The sequence below is a fragment of the Lactobacillus sp. W8172 genome, from assembly GCF_016102055.1.
GTDB lineage: Bacteria > Bacillota > Bacilli > Lactobacillales > Lactobacillaceae > Lactobacillus > Lactobacillus apis_A.
On record NZ_JACFPG010000001.1, the window covers coordinates 128,634 to 143,856 of the forward strand.

Annotated in this window: 13 protein-coding genes; 12 read left to right on the forward strand and 1 reads right to left on the reverse strand. The window is 37.8% G+C overall.

Annotated features, from left to right (window positions below; translation table 11 throughout):
* Nucleotides 1-41 precede the first annotated feature (41 nt).
* Genes priA through H3R21_RS00675 form a run of 8 tightly spaced genes read left to right on the forward strand, consistent with a single transcriptional unit; the run spans nt 42 to nt 9,682 of the window.
* Entirely contained in the window at nt 42-2,441 is a 2,400-nt protein-coding gene (priA, locus tag H3R21_RS00640) for a primosomal protein N' (RefSeq protein WP_198182344.1), read from the forward strand.
* Between the two features lie 14 nt (nt 2,442-2,455).
* Nucleotides 2,456-3,400: a methionyl-tRNA formyltransferase gene (gene fmt, locus H3R21_RS00645; RefSeq protein WP_198182345.1), complete on the forward strand. Its 945-nt coding sequence runs from the start codon at nt 2,456-2,458 to the stop codon at nt 3,398-3,400.
* Complete coding sequence (gene rsmB / locus H3R21_RS00650; protein WP_198182346.1) at nt 3,390-4,712, forward strand: 16S rRNA (cytosine(967)-C(5))-methyltransferase RsmB; 1,323 nt, start codon at nt 3,390-3,392, stop codon at nt 4,710-4,712. Before fmt ends, rsmB begins: the two co-directional genes overlap by 11 nt.
* A 4-nt stretch (nt 4,713-4,716) precedes the next feature.
* Nucleotides 4,717-5,466: a Stp1/IreP family PP2C-type Ser/Thr phosphatase gene (locus H3R21_RS00655; protein ID WP_046307148.1), complete on the forward strand. Its 750-nt coding sequence runs from the start codon at nt 4,717-4,719 to the stop codon at nt 5,464-5,466.
* Entirely contained in the window at nt 5,463-7,439 is a 1,977-nt protein-coding gene (gene pknB / locus H3R21_RS00660) for a Stk1 family PASTA domain-containing Ser/Thr kinase (RefSeq protein WP_198182347.1), read from the forward strand. Before H3R21_RS00655 ends, pknB begins: the two co-directional genes overlap by 4 nt.
* Nucleotides 7,436-8,329: a ribosome small subunit-dependent GTPase A gene (gene rsgA / locus H3R21_RS00665; protein WP_198182348.1), complete on the forward strand. Its 894-nt coding sequence runs from the start codon at nt 7,436-7,438 to the stop codon at nt 8,327-8,329. Before pknB ends, rsgA begins: the two co-directional genes overlap by 4 nt.
* Before the next feature lie 7 nt (nt 8,330-8,336).
* Nucleotides 8,337-8,990 carry a ribulose-phosphate 3-epimerase gene (rpe, locus tag H3R21_RS00670; RefSeq protein WP_198183045.1) on the forward strand — a complete coding sequence of 218 codons (654 nt, stop codon included), beginning with the start codon at nt 8,337-8,339 and terminating at the stop codon, nt 8,988-8,990.
* Nucleotides 8,990-9,682, forward strand: a complete 693-nt coding sequence (locus tag H3R21_RS00675) for a thiamine diphosphokinase (RefSeq protein WP_198182349.1) — start codon at nt 8,990-8,992, stop codon at nt 9,680-9,682. The genes rpe and H3R21_RS00675 overlap by 1 nt, the downstream gene beginning before the upstream one ends.
* An 85-nt stretch (nt 9,683-9,767) precedes the next feature.
* On the opposite strand, the gene rpmB is transcribed toward H3R21_RS00675, so the two are convergent.
* On the reverse strand, nt 9,768-9,953 hold the full coding sequence (gene rpmB / locus H3R21_RS00680) for a 50S ribosomal protein L28 (RefSeq protein ID WP_046307139.1): 186 nt from the start codon (nt 9,951-9,953) through the stop codon (nt 9,768-9,770).
* A 166-nt stretch (nt 9,954-10,119) separates the two neighbouring features.
* Between rpmB and H3R21_RS00685 the strand changes: the two genes are divergently transcribed.
* From H3R21_RS00685 to plsX, 4 genes are read left to right on the forward strand one after another with little or no spacing between them, the layout of a single operon-like run.
* A complete protein-coding gene (locus H3R21_RS00685; protein WP_046307138.1) occupies nt 10,120-10,482 on the forward strand; it encodes an Asp23/Gls24 family envelope stress response protein in 363 nt (120 codons plus the stop codon).
* A 21-nt stretch (nt 10,483-10,503) separates the two neighbouring features.
* Complete coding sequence (locus H3R21_RS00690; RefSeq protein ID WP_198182350.1) at nt 10,504-12,162, forward strand: DAK2 domain-containing protein; 1,659 nt, start codon at nt 10,504-10,506, stop codon at nt 12,160-12,162.
* A gap of 1 nt (nt 12,163) precedes the next feature.
* The gene (gene recG, locus H3R21_RS00695) at nt 12,164-14,200 is read left to right on the forward strand and encodes an ATP-dependent DNA helicase RecG (RefSeq protein ID WP_198182351.1); all 2,037 of its coding nucleotides are present in this window, start codon (nt 12,164-12,166) and stop codon (nt 14,198-14,200) included.
* A gap of 18 nt (nt 14,201-14,218) precedes the next feature.
* On the forward strand, nt 14,219-15,217 hold the full coding sequence (gene plsX / locus H3R21_RS00700; protein ID WP_198182352.1) for a phosphate acyltransferase PlsX: 999 nt from the start codon (nt 14,219-14,221) through the stop codon (nt 15,215-15,217).
* The last annotated feature ends 6 nt before the right edge of the window (nt 15,218-15,223 follow it).

The following is a 15,223-nucleotide window of genomic DNA, read 5'->3' on the forward strand; positions in this document are numbered from 1 at the left end:
ATCTCTTTTGGGATGGAGGTTATTTTTTTAAGGATGATTAAATGATTGCGCAAGTAGTAATTGATATTGCAGCAAAACAGACTGACCGCATTTTTGAATATCATGTACCAGATGACCTAGATGTTGTAGAAATCGGCTCACGAGTATTTGTACCATTTGGTTCACGTAAACTGCAGGGCTTTGTCGTTGGTCTCAGTGAAAAAAGTAACTATCAGGGTGAATTAAAAGATTTGCTTTTAGTAGTAGATGAAATGCCACCGTTAACACCCGAATTAGTTGAATTATCTAACGCGCTGACTAATCGGATTTTTGCCTATCGAATTTCGATTCTTAAGACAATGCTCCCAAGAGTGATGCGGGCAAATTACCGCAAAATCTTGGTACCGATAACCGACGAAGCAAAAAAAATGCCATACTTTCACGGTGATCCAATTGATTTAGCTAATGTGACTGATAATCAAGAGATTGGTCGCATTAATAGCTTGCTACGCAGTCAAGATGCCAAGATAGAATATTTGGTTGAAAATCGTGCCAAAGTAAAAACAGCCAATTGTTATGAACTTACTTTAGCTAAAAAAGATTATATTAGTTTGTATGAAGAGCTTCGTACAAATGCCGTTAAGCAGCGACAACTATTAATGTTTGTCATTGAAAATTATGAACAATTTCCAATGATGCAAAATGAACTTGAGCAAGGGGCTCAGCTCAAAACAGAAACTTTAACAAGCGCGATTAAAAAAGGTTGGCTTGAAAGAAGTCAAACTGAAATTTATCGTGATCCAATAGCTAGCTATGGACGGTCTAAAGCAAGTCAACCAAAGGTTGAGTTAAATGAGGACCAGAAAGAAGCACTTGCGCAAATTACCCCTGCGATTCAAACTAAAACGGCTAAGACTTTTTTATTAGAAGGGATTACGGGTAGTGGCAAAACTGAAGTCTACTTGAATGCAATTAGTAAGACGCTTGAGCTTGGCAAAAATGCGTTAATGCTAGTACCAGAAATCTCACTAACACCGCAGATGGTTGAGCAAGTAAAAAATCGTTTTGGTGATCAAATAGCGGTATTGCACAGCGGTTTATCTGAAGGGGAATTATATGATGAATGGCGTCGTATAAGACGCGGAGAAGTTCATGTTGTAGTAGGTGCACGAAGCGCGGTTTTTGCTCCTTTAACTAACATCGGTTTAATTGTAATTGATGAAGAACATGAATCGTCTTATAAGCAAGAAGACAATCCGCGTTATCATGCACGGGATGTTGCAATTTGGCGTAGTAAATATAATTCTTGTCCTTTAGTTCTTGGTAGTGCTACTCCATCTCTTGATAGCCGTGCACGGGCCCAGAAAGGTGTTTATCAGTTATTAGAACTTCCAAAACGTGCCAATGCCAAGAAACTACCTGAAGTAAATCTAATAGACTTAAAAAAGGCTGATTTTGCAGGTAATCAACTTGATTTATCAATTCAACTAGTTGATGCAATTAAGCAAAGACTGCAAAAAAATGAACAAGTCATTTTAATGCTAAATCGGCGCGGCTTTGCTAGTTTTATGCTTTGTCGTGAATGTGGTTACGTAATGAAATGTCCTAATTGTGACCTTTCGTTGACAATGCATAAGGATACCCAACAAATGCAGTGTCATTATTGTGGCTATACAACTGCAATTCCACAAATTTGTCCAAATTGTCACAGTAAACGAATCAGATTTTTAGGTACCGGAACGCAGAAGGTGTTAGAAGAGTTGAATGAGCTAATACCCAAAGCAAGAGTGTTACGGATGGACGTTGATACGACGAGAAGAAAAGGTGCTTTTAAAAAAATTCTTGATACTTTTGGAAATCATGAGGCAGATATTCTATTGGGCACACAGATGATAGCCAAGGGACTGGATTTTCCCAATGTAACTTTAGTTGGTGTAATCAATGCTGATACGGGTTTGTGGGTGCCAGATTACAATGCATCTGAACGTACCTTTGAGCTTTTGACACAAGTAGCTGGTCGGGCAGGACGTGCTGAAAAGACTGGCGAAGTCATAATACAAACTTTTAATCCAGATCATTACGCTATAAAATTTGCTAAAAAACAGGATTATGAGAATTTTTATGCTTATGAAATGAAAGTCCGTCATGCTGGTGATTATCCGCCATACTTTTATACCGTTTTGGTTTCTGTTGCATCCAAAAATGAGCAAAATGCTGCTAAGGAAGCATTCAAAATTAAAAAGCAACTTCAGCAACATTTGAGTAGTTCGGCAATTATCTTAGGACCATCACCAAGTGCAATTTCTCGCCTAAAAAACCAATATTATTATCAAATACTGGTAAAATATAAAAAAGAAGGCAATTTAAATAGCTTATTACATCAAATCCAGGATTCTGCACAAAAAGTGAAGAGATATGGATTAAATATTTATATCGACAATGAACCAGAACGAATCATGTAAAGGGGATATGTTTAATGACATCAATAATTTTTATGGGAACACCAGATTTTTCTGTACCAATTTTAAAAGGACTAGTCGAAAATAATTATGAAATTAAGGCTGTAGTGACGCAACCAGATAAAAAGGTTGGTCGAAAGCAGCAAGTTACTAAAACGCCTGTTAAGGTGGCGGCTGAAGAACTTAATTTACCGATTTATCAGCCTACTAAGTTGGCTCGTTCTGAAGAAGTCGAGGAGCTGATTGAAATGCACGCTGATCTTATTGTTACAGCAGCATATGGTCAATTTTTACCAACTAAATTTTTAAATTCAGTTAAAATTGCTGCGGTTAATGTTCACGGCTCACTTTTACCTAAATATCGTGGTGGAGCGCCAATTCAATATTCTGTGATTAATGGCGATCAAGAAACAGGTATCACTATTATGGAAATGGTCAAGGAAATGGATGCGGGCGACATTTATGCGCAAAAGGCAATTAAGATAGAGTCTGATGATACTACTGGTAGCGTTTTTGATAAATTATCACTTGTTGGTCGAGACTTGCTTTTAGAAACACTTCCACATATAATTGCTCATCCAGATGAAAAAACGGCGCAGGATTCTGATCAGGTAGTTTTCTCTCCGAATATCAGCAAGCAACAAGAAAAGATTAATTTGACGTTAACTGCGTCACAAGCAAATAACTTAATAAGAGGGCTCAATCCTGATCCAGGCGCTTACCTAATGCTTGGAAATAGTCGACTTAAAGTTTGGCAAGCTCAAGTTTCTGAAGAAAAAACAACTCTGCCCGCTGGAAGTCTAGTTGCTAATGATAATCGTTTCGCAATTAGTTTTGCGGAAGGCACCGTTTTGAATCTGCTAGAAGTTCAACCAGCTGGAAAGAAGAAAATGGCAATTCAGAGCTTTTTGAATGGTCAAGGTAGTAAGTTTAAAGTAGGAGAACAAGTAGTTGACGGATAAAAGTGCTCGCTTTATTGCTTTAGAAACTTTAATACACATATTTAATGATGGCTCATATTCAAATATTAGCTTGAATAATAGCTTGCGCAATTCTAGTTTATCGGAAACTGACCGCAACTTTGCTACCAGGCTTGTTTATGGTACAGTTCAATATAAGATTTATTTGGAATTTCAATTGCATGATTTAATCAAAACTAAGCTAAAAGAAGACTATCTAAGGCCATTGTTATTAATGTCAGCTTATCAACTCTTTTTTATGGATAAAGTTCCTAACCGAGCAGTTTTAAACGAAGCTAATATTTTGGCTAAACAGTTTGGAAAGCGTAATTCGACTGGCTATAAAATAGTTAATGGAATCTTGCGCTCTTTAATTAGACGTGGGCCAGTTTTACCTGAAAAAGAGCAGCAGATAAATTATTTAAGCGTCAAAGAAAGCGTCCCAGAATGGTTAGTTAAGTACTTAGTTGATCATTGGGGAATTGAACGAACAGAAAGTATTCTGGCAAGTATTAATGAACCAGCTAAAAATACTGTTCGTCTTTCTCGGCTGGCGAATCCAACTGAAGTTGTCAGTGAATTGAATGAATTAGGCTTCTCGCCACAACCTTCCCAATTGACGAGTGAAGAATTGGTTTTGGATCATGGCGGTGTTAGTTCAACTAACTTATTTAAATCTGGCAAACTAACCATTCAAGATGAAGCTGCTAGCTTAGCAGTGAGCGCTTTTGATTTTACAGGAAATGAAAAAGTTCTCGATGCCTGTAGTGCCCCAGGCGGTAAAACAGTGCAGATTGCTGAAAAACTAGACAGTGGCACAGTTACGGCGTTGGATATTCATGCCAATAAATTACGCTTGGTTAAGCAAAACGCTGAACGAATGAATGTAGCTGAGCGGGTAATCACCAAGGAAATGGATGCTCGCAAGGTGGATAGCGAATTTAGCAAAAATTCTTTTGATAAGATTTTAGTGGATGCTCCTTGTTCAGGATTAGGATTACTTAGAAGAAAACCAGAAATTCGCTACAATAAAACCCTAGCTGATCTAACCAAGCTGCAACAAATTCAGTTGGCGATTCTTGATCATGTTAGTCAATTACTGAAGCAGAATGGAGAGCTAGTATATTCTACCTGTACGATTGCAAGTGAAGAAGACGAAGACGTTGTAGAAATTTTCTTAAAAGAGCATCCGGAGTTTGAATTACAGTCATTCACTACAGGTAATATGGATGCGCCAAATGGTTTAATTAAGCTTTTACCGGACAGTTATGGCAGTGATGGCTTCTTTATTGCCAAGTTTATAGCACGAGGTTAACATTTTGATTAAAACAGCATTTGCTTCAAGTATTGGACGAATACGTAAAAGCAACCAAGATTTTGTACAAGTTTTTAAAAACAAAAGTGGAGCGACAATGGCAATCGTTTGTGATGGTATGGGGGGACACCAAGGGGGTGACGTTGCCTCAACCATGGCTGTTAGTCATTTAGGTCACAGTTTTAGCGAGACAGATTTCAGTGATTGTGCAAATGCTCATAAGTGGCTTGATGTTCAATTAAGCTCTGAAAATGAAACGATTTTGCGCACAGCAGATCGTTTTCCCGATTTAAATGGAATGGGCACAACAATTGTTTTGGCAATTGTGTTTGACCAGCAAGCTTTGATTTCCCATTTAGGTGATTCACGTGCTTACGGTTATGCAGATGGAAAATTTGTTCAGCTAGTTGAAGACCATTCTCTTGTTAATGAACTAGTTAAAATGGGGCAAATTACCAAGCAGCAGGCTTTAACCCATCCGCAAAAGAATATCATTACGCAGTCACTTGGCGTTTCAAGCACAATTGATCCTGAATTTCGTGAAATCAACTTCAATGATGACGACCTTATTTTGCTATGTACAGATGGCCTAACCAATTCTTTGACTGATCCGCAAATTCAACAAATTTTAGCCACTAAGGATCTATCACTCAAAGACCGCTGTCATAAGCTAATTAATGAAGCAAATCGTCTAGGTGGTGGCGATAACATTACCGTTTGTCTAGTCCTAAATGAAGGTGGTGGATCACGTTGATTAATAAAGGCTATTTATTAGGCGACCGCTATCGCATAATCGATACATTAGGTGAAGGCGGAATGGCAAATGTCTATTTAGCTGAAGACATCATTTTACAGCGGAAAGTTGCCGTTAAAATTTTAAGGCTAGATCTACAAAAAGAGCCCCAAACTGTAGCACGTTTTCAACGTGAAGCGTTGGCGACCAGTGAATTAAGTCATCCTAATATTGTGATGGTCTTAGATGTAGGCACTGATCAGGGCTTGCCATACATGGTAATGGAGTATGTAGATGGACCTGATTTAAAAGACTATATTATTCAAAATTCACCACTTAATTTGCACGATGTGATTCGAATTATGGATCAAATACTTAGTGCAATGACTTTGGCTCATAAGCACAATGTGATACACCGTGATTTAAAACCACAAAATATTTTGATGGATAAACACGGTAATATTAAAATCGCCGATTTTGGCATCGCAGTCGCATTAAACCAAAATTCAATTACGCAAACAAACTCTGCACTTGGTTCAGTGCATTATATGTCCCCTGAGCAGACGCGTGGTGGGCTAATTACTAAACAATCAGATATTTATTCACTTGGAATAATTCTCTATGAACTGATAACAGGCTCAGTGCCATTTAACGGTGACTCTGCAGTTGCGATTGCTCTTAAACATGCTCAGGAGCCAATTCCATCAATTAAAGAAAAAGATGTCAAGGTTCCGCAAGCGTTAGAAAATGTTGTGCTAAAAGCAACCGCCAAGGATCCTCGCGATCGCTATGCTTCCGCAAGTGCAATGCGTGCGGACATTGATACCAGCTTGGATCCTGCACGAGTTAATGAACCTACTTTTGTACCAACACATGGCACAAGTGACGATGAAACTATAATTTTACCTGATTTTAAGACTAATCGTCAGCGAGAAGATAGTAATCAAGCAAAAGAAGAGACATTAGGCGATAAAAATAATAAGCCCTCAACTAAAGGTGATTTTTTGCAAACGTTAAAAACTCATAAATGGTGGTGGCTCTTTATGGGGCTAGCAGCTGTTTTAGTGGTTGGATTATTGCTTTTGGTTGTTACCAGTAACAGCCAAAGTGAAGTAAGAATTCCAGATGTTACTAATTTGTCCGAAGAATCTGCGCGCCAAAAAATTGAACAAGTCGGTCTGAAGGTGGGCAAAATAAGGCACCAAAATTCAGAGCGAATTGGTCGAGGTAAAGTTATTTCAACATCGCCACCAGCCGGTAGAATGACAAAAAAAGGTAGATTTGTTGACTTAGAAGTTTCTGATGGCGTTGGAATGTCTAAAGTGCCGGATGTGTCAGGTGATTCGTATCAAGTAGCGGTTGCTAAACTAGAAAAAATGGGTTTTGACGTTATCCGCGAAAACCAATTTTCTGATAGCGTTCCAATTGATCATGTGGTTTCGCAAAGTATTGCTGCTGGAGTAGAAGTAAAGCCAGCGGAAACAACGATCACCTTGGTCGTTTCAAAGGGACAAGATAATCACGAAAAAAATGATACTGTTAAGCTTCCAGATTTTAAAGATTACACGCTGCGAGAAGTTCAAGAATATGTTCGTCGGCATGATTTGATTTTGCAAGTCAGTCCTGCATATTCAAAGAAAGTAAAAAAGGGCATGGTTATCTCCATGAGTCCTGCACCCGGAACACATGTCCCTCATGGAAGTACAATAATGGTGAGTGTTTCCGAGGGTCCAAAAATTGAGCGCGACCATAATTCAATCAAAACATTTACTGTAACGTACCAAGATAATGATGATGATTCCCCCAACAGAAGAGGAAATCATATTCAAATTTATGTTTCTGATGACGATCATTCAATTAATAATATTTACCGTGATTTATACATAAAACGAGACATGAACTTCTCAATTCCATTTTCGTTAAAGGATGGAGCCGGTGAATTACGTGTTGTCAGGGATGGCCAAACTATATTAAACGAAAAGGTAAATAGATGATTAAACAAACTGAGGGGATAGTTGTTGGACTAATTTCCGGTTTTTATGATGTTCAAACTGGAAACCAAATTGTGCGCACAAGAGCACGAGGACTTTTCCGGAAAAATAAGGAAAAACCGACTGTTGGCGATCATGTAAAAATTCAAATAGACGAGCAGGGTACAAGCTATTTAACAGAAATCCTGCCTCGAGTTAACATGATTGGCCGACCTGCACTAGCAAATGTAGATCATGTTTTACTGGTGATTTCAGCTGTTGAACCTGATTTTTCCCTTCAATTATTAGACAGGTATCTAACCTTCTTTTCTTGGCAAAAAGTTGCAGTTAGTATTTATCTTTCAAAAAGCGATTTGGTCGATGAAGCAAAATTGGCCGAAATTAAAGCTAGTTTGTCTTACTACGTAAAAATAGGCTATCCAGTTTTTTACCAATGGGAAGAACTGGCAGAGAAATTGCCGTCAGCAATTGAGTCTCAACAAATTTGGACTCTGGCTGGTCAATCTGGTGCTGGAAAATCAACATTGATTAACCATCTGAAGCAAGATATAGAGCAGGAAACTGCTGCAATTTCTACCAGTTTGAACCGTGGTAAGCACACTACTAGAACTGTTCAACTGTTCCCTCTTGGTGAGGGCTTTTTAGCTGATACACCAGGCTTTTCTGCGATTGACTTTACACCAATTAAAATTAATGATTTATGTAATTACTTTGTTGAATTTAAACGAGCAAGTGCTAAATGCAAGTTTCGTGGCTGTCAACATATCAAAGAGCCTAAATGTGAAGTCAAAAATCTGATTGAAAAACATGAAATCACCCAAAGTCGATATGATAACTATTTACAGATGCGCTCAGAAATTGAGAATGGTAGAATGCCAGAGTATTTAAAATAAGGAGACAATAATGATTGCACCATCAATTCTAAATATCAATAATTTGAATTTGAAGGATGATATTGCCACTGCTGCAGAAAATGGGATTACGCGTTTTCATATTGATATTATGGATGGCCATTTTGTGCCAAATTTGTCATTTGGCCCGCAGCTAGTTAGCGATTTCAAAGCTGAATTTCCAAATCTAGAAGCCGAAATTCACCTAATGAGTAATAATCCTGATATTTTGGTACCAGAATTTGCTAAAACAAAAGCGGATTTGATTTTACTTCATTATGAGGCAATGACTGAAGATAAGCTGAATCACTGGATCGATTTTTTACATTCAAATGGGATAAAAGCTGGCATTGTTCTTAATCCAGACACACCTGTTTCAGTTTTAGAAAAATTCCAAACTAAAGTAGATCAGGTCTTAATGATGACTGTTTATCCGGGATTTGGTGGACAAAAATTTATTTTGGACTCATGTGAGCGAATTAAAGAAGCGAATGAACTTTTAGCAGGAAGGGTTCCGATTGAGGTTGATGGTGGTATTAACGACCAAACTGCTCAACTAGCTAAGGAAGCTGGAGCTAATATTTTTGTTGCGGGGTCGTATTTATTCTGTCAAGCGAGTATCCAAGTTCAAATCGAAAAATTAGAAAAAGCTGTTGAAAAGTAATGAAGGCAATTGCACTATTAGGCGGTCCAAAAATTTCTTGGCCTATAGATATGAAGGATGAACTAATAAAAGCTCGTGAAGAAGGAACTTTTATTATTGGTGTGGATCGAGGAAGTCTGCTATTGGAAGAGTTAAATTTGACTCCTGATCTTGCGGTAGGTGATTTTGATTCTCTGAGAAAAGAAGAGCTATTGCGGATTAATCAGAGTGTTTCTGATATTCGTTACTCAGTGCCTGAAAAAGACTTAACCGATACCGAACTTGCTTTGCATTATGCTTTTGATGATTATTGCGTCGACTCACTATCCTTAATTGGTGCAACTGGTGGAAGACTAGATCATTTTTTGACTAATTTATTCATGCTGTTAAAACCTGAGTTTAGACAATATGCTGAAAAGATACAAATAATTGATCAGCAAAATTATATTTCATTTTTAAACCCAGGTAAGCATGTTGTTAAACGTATAGAAAATTACACTTATTTTGGTGTCGCTCCATTGAATGAGGTAGAAGAACTGAATATCTCAAATGCCAAGTATAATCTTGCAGGCTATTCAAATACTAATCCTGTATCACTTAGCTCAAATGAATTTTTGCCTGATCAGGATACGTTTAATGTATCATTCAAGAAGGGGTTAATCGCGATAATCCAATCGCGTGATCTCGAACGTTTTCAAAATATTCAAAAATAAAGAAAAAGCCACTTACTCAGCTTAAAAGAGAAAGTGGCTTTTTAAGTACAAAAAAAGACCGACAAACTATTTGTCAGTCCATTTATTAGGCACGAGTAACTTTACCAGACTTTAAAGTCTTAGTTGATACCCATACGCGCTTTGGTTTACCATCAACAAGAATACGAACTTTTTGAAGGTTTGGCTTCCACGTACGACGTGATGAATTCAATGAGTGTGAACGTGTGTTACCAAAAGTGGTCTTTTTACCAGTGATATAATCTTTTGCCATTTGCTAAACCCCCTTTATTTGTGTTTTCATACTTAGTTAAGATAGCATATTCTCTAAATCATTGCAACCTGAAAAGTATTTTTTATAAATGGATTTTTGTATTATTACTTGATTACTATGATAAAATAGATTCATAATATTGAGAACAATGATTCGGAGGATAAACATGGCTGTTAAAATCAAAACAAAAGATGGTTTGATTGATATTTCAAACGGAGTAATTGCAACTGTTGTTGGTAGTGCAGCTACATCCAATTACGGTGTTGTTGGGATGGCATCTAAGAATGCCATTCGTGATGGCTTTGACGGAATTCTTAATCGAGCAAACTATAAACGTGGTGTTGTTGTTAAGTCAGAAGATAATAGTATTACGGTTGATGTTTATATTATTGTGGGCTACGGACTAAAAATTTCTGAAGTTAGCCGTAACGTACAAACTAGCGTTAAATTCAATTTGAAGAATCAACTTGGAATTGATACTAAGGCTGTTAATGTCATCGTTCAAAGTGTTAAAGTGCTTGACGAATAACTCAAGCGGAGGTTATAAATTTTGGTTTTAAAGGAAATAGATAGTAAAAAGTTCAGAGACATGGTCCGTGTGGCAACACACCGACTTGGTCGAAATGCAGAGTTTATTAACTCCTTGAATGTTTTTCCAGTTCCTGATGGTGATACTGGAACAAACATGAATTTAACTATTGAAAGCGGAGCAAAGGCAGTCAGCGAAAACCCAAGTAATAGTGTCGGTGATTTAACCGAAAGCTTGGCTAAAGGGATGTTAATGGGTGCTCGCGGTAACAGTGGGGTTATTTCTTCCCAGCTCTTTAGAGGTGTGTACAAAGCTACTCAAGGAATGCAGACTTTAAACGCTCAAGAACTTGCAAATGCCTTTTCTAATGGTGTTGCCACAGCTTACAAGGCTGTGATGAAACCAGTTGAAGGTACAATTTTAACTGTTGCCCGTGTAGCAGCTCAAGAAGGTGCTAATAAGGCTAACGAAACGGACGACGTCGAAGAAGTAATGAAGGCGATTGTTGAAGGAGCAAAAGCAGCTTTGAAGACAACACCTGATTTGTTACCTGTTTTAAAACAAGTCGGTGTAGTTGATTCAGGTGGACAGGGCTTGCTCTTTATCTATGAAGGATTTTTGGAAGGTCTTCTCGGCGAAGATTTTGCAGATCGCTACCAACCAGATGAAGGTGAAATGGATGAAATGATTAATGCCATGCACCACCAGTCCGTTCAATCACAATTAGCTACTCAAGATATTGACCATGGTTATTGTACAGAAATTATGGTTGATTTGACTGCTGATATGCCTGATAAAAAGCCATTTAACCTTGAAGAATTTAGAGATCACTTATCTAAATTAGGTGATTCGCTTTTAGCTGTTTCTGATGACGAGGTGGCTAAAGTTCATATTCATACTGAGCATCCAGGTGCAATTTTTGAATATGGCAGCCAATTTGGACAATTAGGTAAAATCAAAATTGATAACATGCGTATTCAACATGAGACGATTGTTAACAACAATGAAGAACAGCAAGAAAGTGTAGATTTTGCTGTAATCGCAGTTGCTTCTGGTAACGGTATCCGTAAGCTATTTGAAAGTGAAGGAGTAAACCGGATTATTTCTGGTGGACAAACAATGAATCCTTCTACTCAAGACATTATCGATGCGATTAAGAAATCAGGAGCCAAGAAGGCAATCGTTTTACCTAACAATGGCAACATCGTAATGGCAGCAAAACAAGCAGCAGAAGTTAGCGATATTCCCGTTGGAATTGTCCCTACTAAGACAATTTCGCAAGGACTAACTGCAATGCTGTCTTTTGATGCAGATGATACATTGGAAAACAACGTTGATAATATGACTGATTCACTTGAAGATGTGGTTTCAGGAGAAGTTACTAAAGCTAACCGTGATACAACAATCAATGGTATTGAAATCCATGAAAATGATTTTTTAGGTATTATTGATGGTGATATTCAAGTTGCTGAAAAAGATCTAGTTCAATCTACCGTTGATATGGTTGAAAAAATGCTTGATGAGGATTCAGAAATTATTACTGTGATGTTTGGTCGTGATTCTAACAAAGAAGAGGCCAATCAAGTTGTTTCTGCGCTAGAAGAAAAGCACGATGATCTTGAATTTGAAGTGCACAATGGTGGGCAACCAGTTTATAATTTCTTGATTTCTGTAGAGTAAAATGGATGCAAACAAACTATTTGCTCCTGTGACCAATTTAAAAGGTGTAGGAACAAAAACTGCTGCTGCTCTTGGTAGCTTAGGAATATATAGCATATATGACTTGTTATTTTATTTTCCATTTCGCTACGATGAATTGCAGACGATACCACTTGATCAGATCATGGATGGTCAAAAGGTAATGCTAAAAGGGATTGTTGCGACTGACGCCTTTGTTAGCAGATTTGGTTACAAAAAAAGCAGACTTAGTTTCAAAATGAGAATTGACCATGATGTAATCTTGGTCAATTTTTTTAATCAGCCATGGCTAAAAGAGAAAATTGAAGTTGGAAAAGAAGTAGCAGTTTATGGCAAATACAACCTTGCCAGGCAAAGTTTAGCCGGCTTTAAATTTGTTGCTGCAAAGGAAAATGATAGCGGAATGGCTCCGATATATTCGGTTAACCATCATATTAGGCAAAAGAAGCTTGTTGAGTTAATAGATTTAGCTTTGGAAGATTTTTTGCCAGACGTAATGGATATTGTTCCAGAACCAATTCGTCAAAAGTATCGCTTACTTCCAGAGCAACAAATAATTTTGCAAATGCATCATCCAAAAAATGGTCGTGAAGCAGAATTAGCGAAAAGAAGCGCAATTTTCCGCGAATTTTTTATTTTCCAAACAGAACTTGCTGAACTGACTAGGCATAATTCCCAAAATACTGGAATAGCAAAAAAGTATGACTTGGAAGAAATCAATGAACTGACCAAAGCATTGCCATTTGATCTTTCAGATGATCAAAAAAGGGTTATAAATGAAATCTTTGCTGATTTGCATTCTACTAAGCAAATGAATCGCTTGCTGCAAGGGGATGTTGGGTCAGGTAAAACGATTGTTGCAATCTATGCGATGTATGCAGCCGTTACTGCGGGGTTTCAAGCAGTTTTAATGGTGCCAACAGAAATCTTAGCTACGCAGCATTTTAAGAAGATAGATGATCTTTTGCGGCCGTTTGGAGTTAGGACAGCACTTTTAACTGGAACTACTAAGACACTAGAGCGTCGAGAAATATATCGTGAATTGACCGACGGCACTATCAATGTGGTTGTTGGAACTCATGCATTAATTCAACCAAGTGTTATTTTTAAAAGCCTAGGACTCGTAATTATTGATGAGCAACACCGCTTTGGAGTTGGACAGCGTCAAGCTTTGATCAATAAGGGCAATGCACCTGATACTTTGGCAATGACTGCAACTCCAATTCCAAGAACGCTAGCTTTAACAGTCTATGGTGAAACTTCTGTTTCAGAAATTCGCCATCTTCCTGCGGGTAGAAAGCAAATTAAGTCCTTTTGGAAGACTGGCAACCAGATGAGTGATGTTTATCGTCTAATGCGCGAGCAGCTGGAGCAACATTTTCAGATTTACGCGGTTACTCCACTGATTACTGAATCTGAAGCGCTTGATTTAAAAAATGCAGAGGAACTTTTTGAAAAGTTATGCCATGATTTTCCTGATCAACGTATTGAACTTCTTCACGGCCAAATGCCGGGAGCAAAAAAAGAAGAAATCATGTCAGAGTTTGCAGCTGGTGAAATCAATATTTTAGTTACTACTAGTGTGATTGAAGTTGGAGTCGATGTGGCCAATGCGAACTTAATGATTATTTACAATGCCGATCGTTTTGGAATTAGTCAGTTGCACCAACTTCGTGGCCGAATTGGACGTGGAAAAACGCAAAGCTATTGTGTCTTTTTAGCAGATCCAAAAACGGAAGCCGGGAAGGTGCGAATGAAAATAATTGCATCAACAACCGATGGCTTTAAACTGGCCGAAGAAGACTTAAAGCTTCGTGGTGAAGGTGATCTTTTCGGGCGTGCACAATCTGGTTTGCCAGAATTTCAGGTAGGAAATGTGGTCAACAACTACGAAACAATGGTTGTGGCTCAACAAGTAGCCAACAATATAGTTGAAAAAGATCCAGAATTATCTGATAGTGAGCACAAAAATTTAAAACAAGTGATAGAATATAAAAAATTACAGCAAGAACGTACTTAGAAAAGATTGTGGAAATAAATGAGAACAATTGCAATTGATGCAATGGGTGGCGAAAATGCGCCAGAAGCCATTGTCCAAGCCGTTTTGCAGGCAAAAACAGAATTAAAAGAAACCAAATTTATTTTATTTGGTGACAAAGCAAAAATTAAAAAACTGGTCGGTTCCGATACTGACCAAATAGAGATAGTTGGTACAACAGAAGTTATTAATGATGAGGATGAACCTGTTAAAGCAATCAGGACAAAGAAAGATTCTTCTTTGGTTGTCGCAGCGCAGTATGTTAAGCAGGGAAAAGCGGACGCACTTTTATCATTAGGAAATTCTGGTTCAATTCTGGCCAGTGGTATTTTTATTATTGGTCGGATTAAGGGGATTGCTCGTCCAGGATTTATGCCAACTTTACCTGTTAAAAATTCAGACGATGGTTTTAACATGATTGATGTTGGTGCAAATGCCAAGACCAAATCTGAGTACATCCTTAATTGGGCTAAAATGGCATCATATTATGCTGAAAAAGTCCGCGGTATTAGGAATCCACGCGTTGCCCTTCTTAACAATGGGTCTGAAAGTGATAAGGGTGACGATGTTCATCAAGAAGCTTATCAATTATTACTTGATAGTGAATTAAACTTCATTGGTAATATTGAAGGAAATGAGCTTTTAGAGGGTAAAGCCGATGTTGTGGCAACAGATGGTTTTACAGGTAATGCCGTCTTAAAGAATATTGAGGGAACGTCTTCCGTTCTAATTCATTTATTGAAAGACAATTTGCTAAATAGTGGCTTTTTGGTTAAAATTGGTGCTTTATTAATAAAAAATGCCTTGAAAGGTTTAGTTTCAAAATTTGACGTTGATAAGTACGGTGGAGCAGTTTTACTAGGCCTGGATGCCCCTGTAGTAAAGACTCATGGACGTTCAGATCAGCGAGCAGTCTATTTTACAATTAAACAGGTCGATAAAATATTAAAAGAAAATATTATTGACCAATTTAGGGCTGAATTTGCTACTGATAAATAAAAAGTA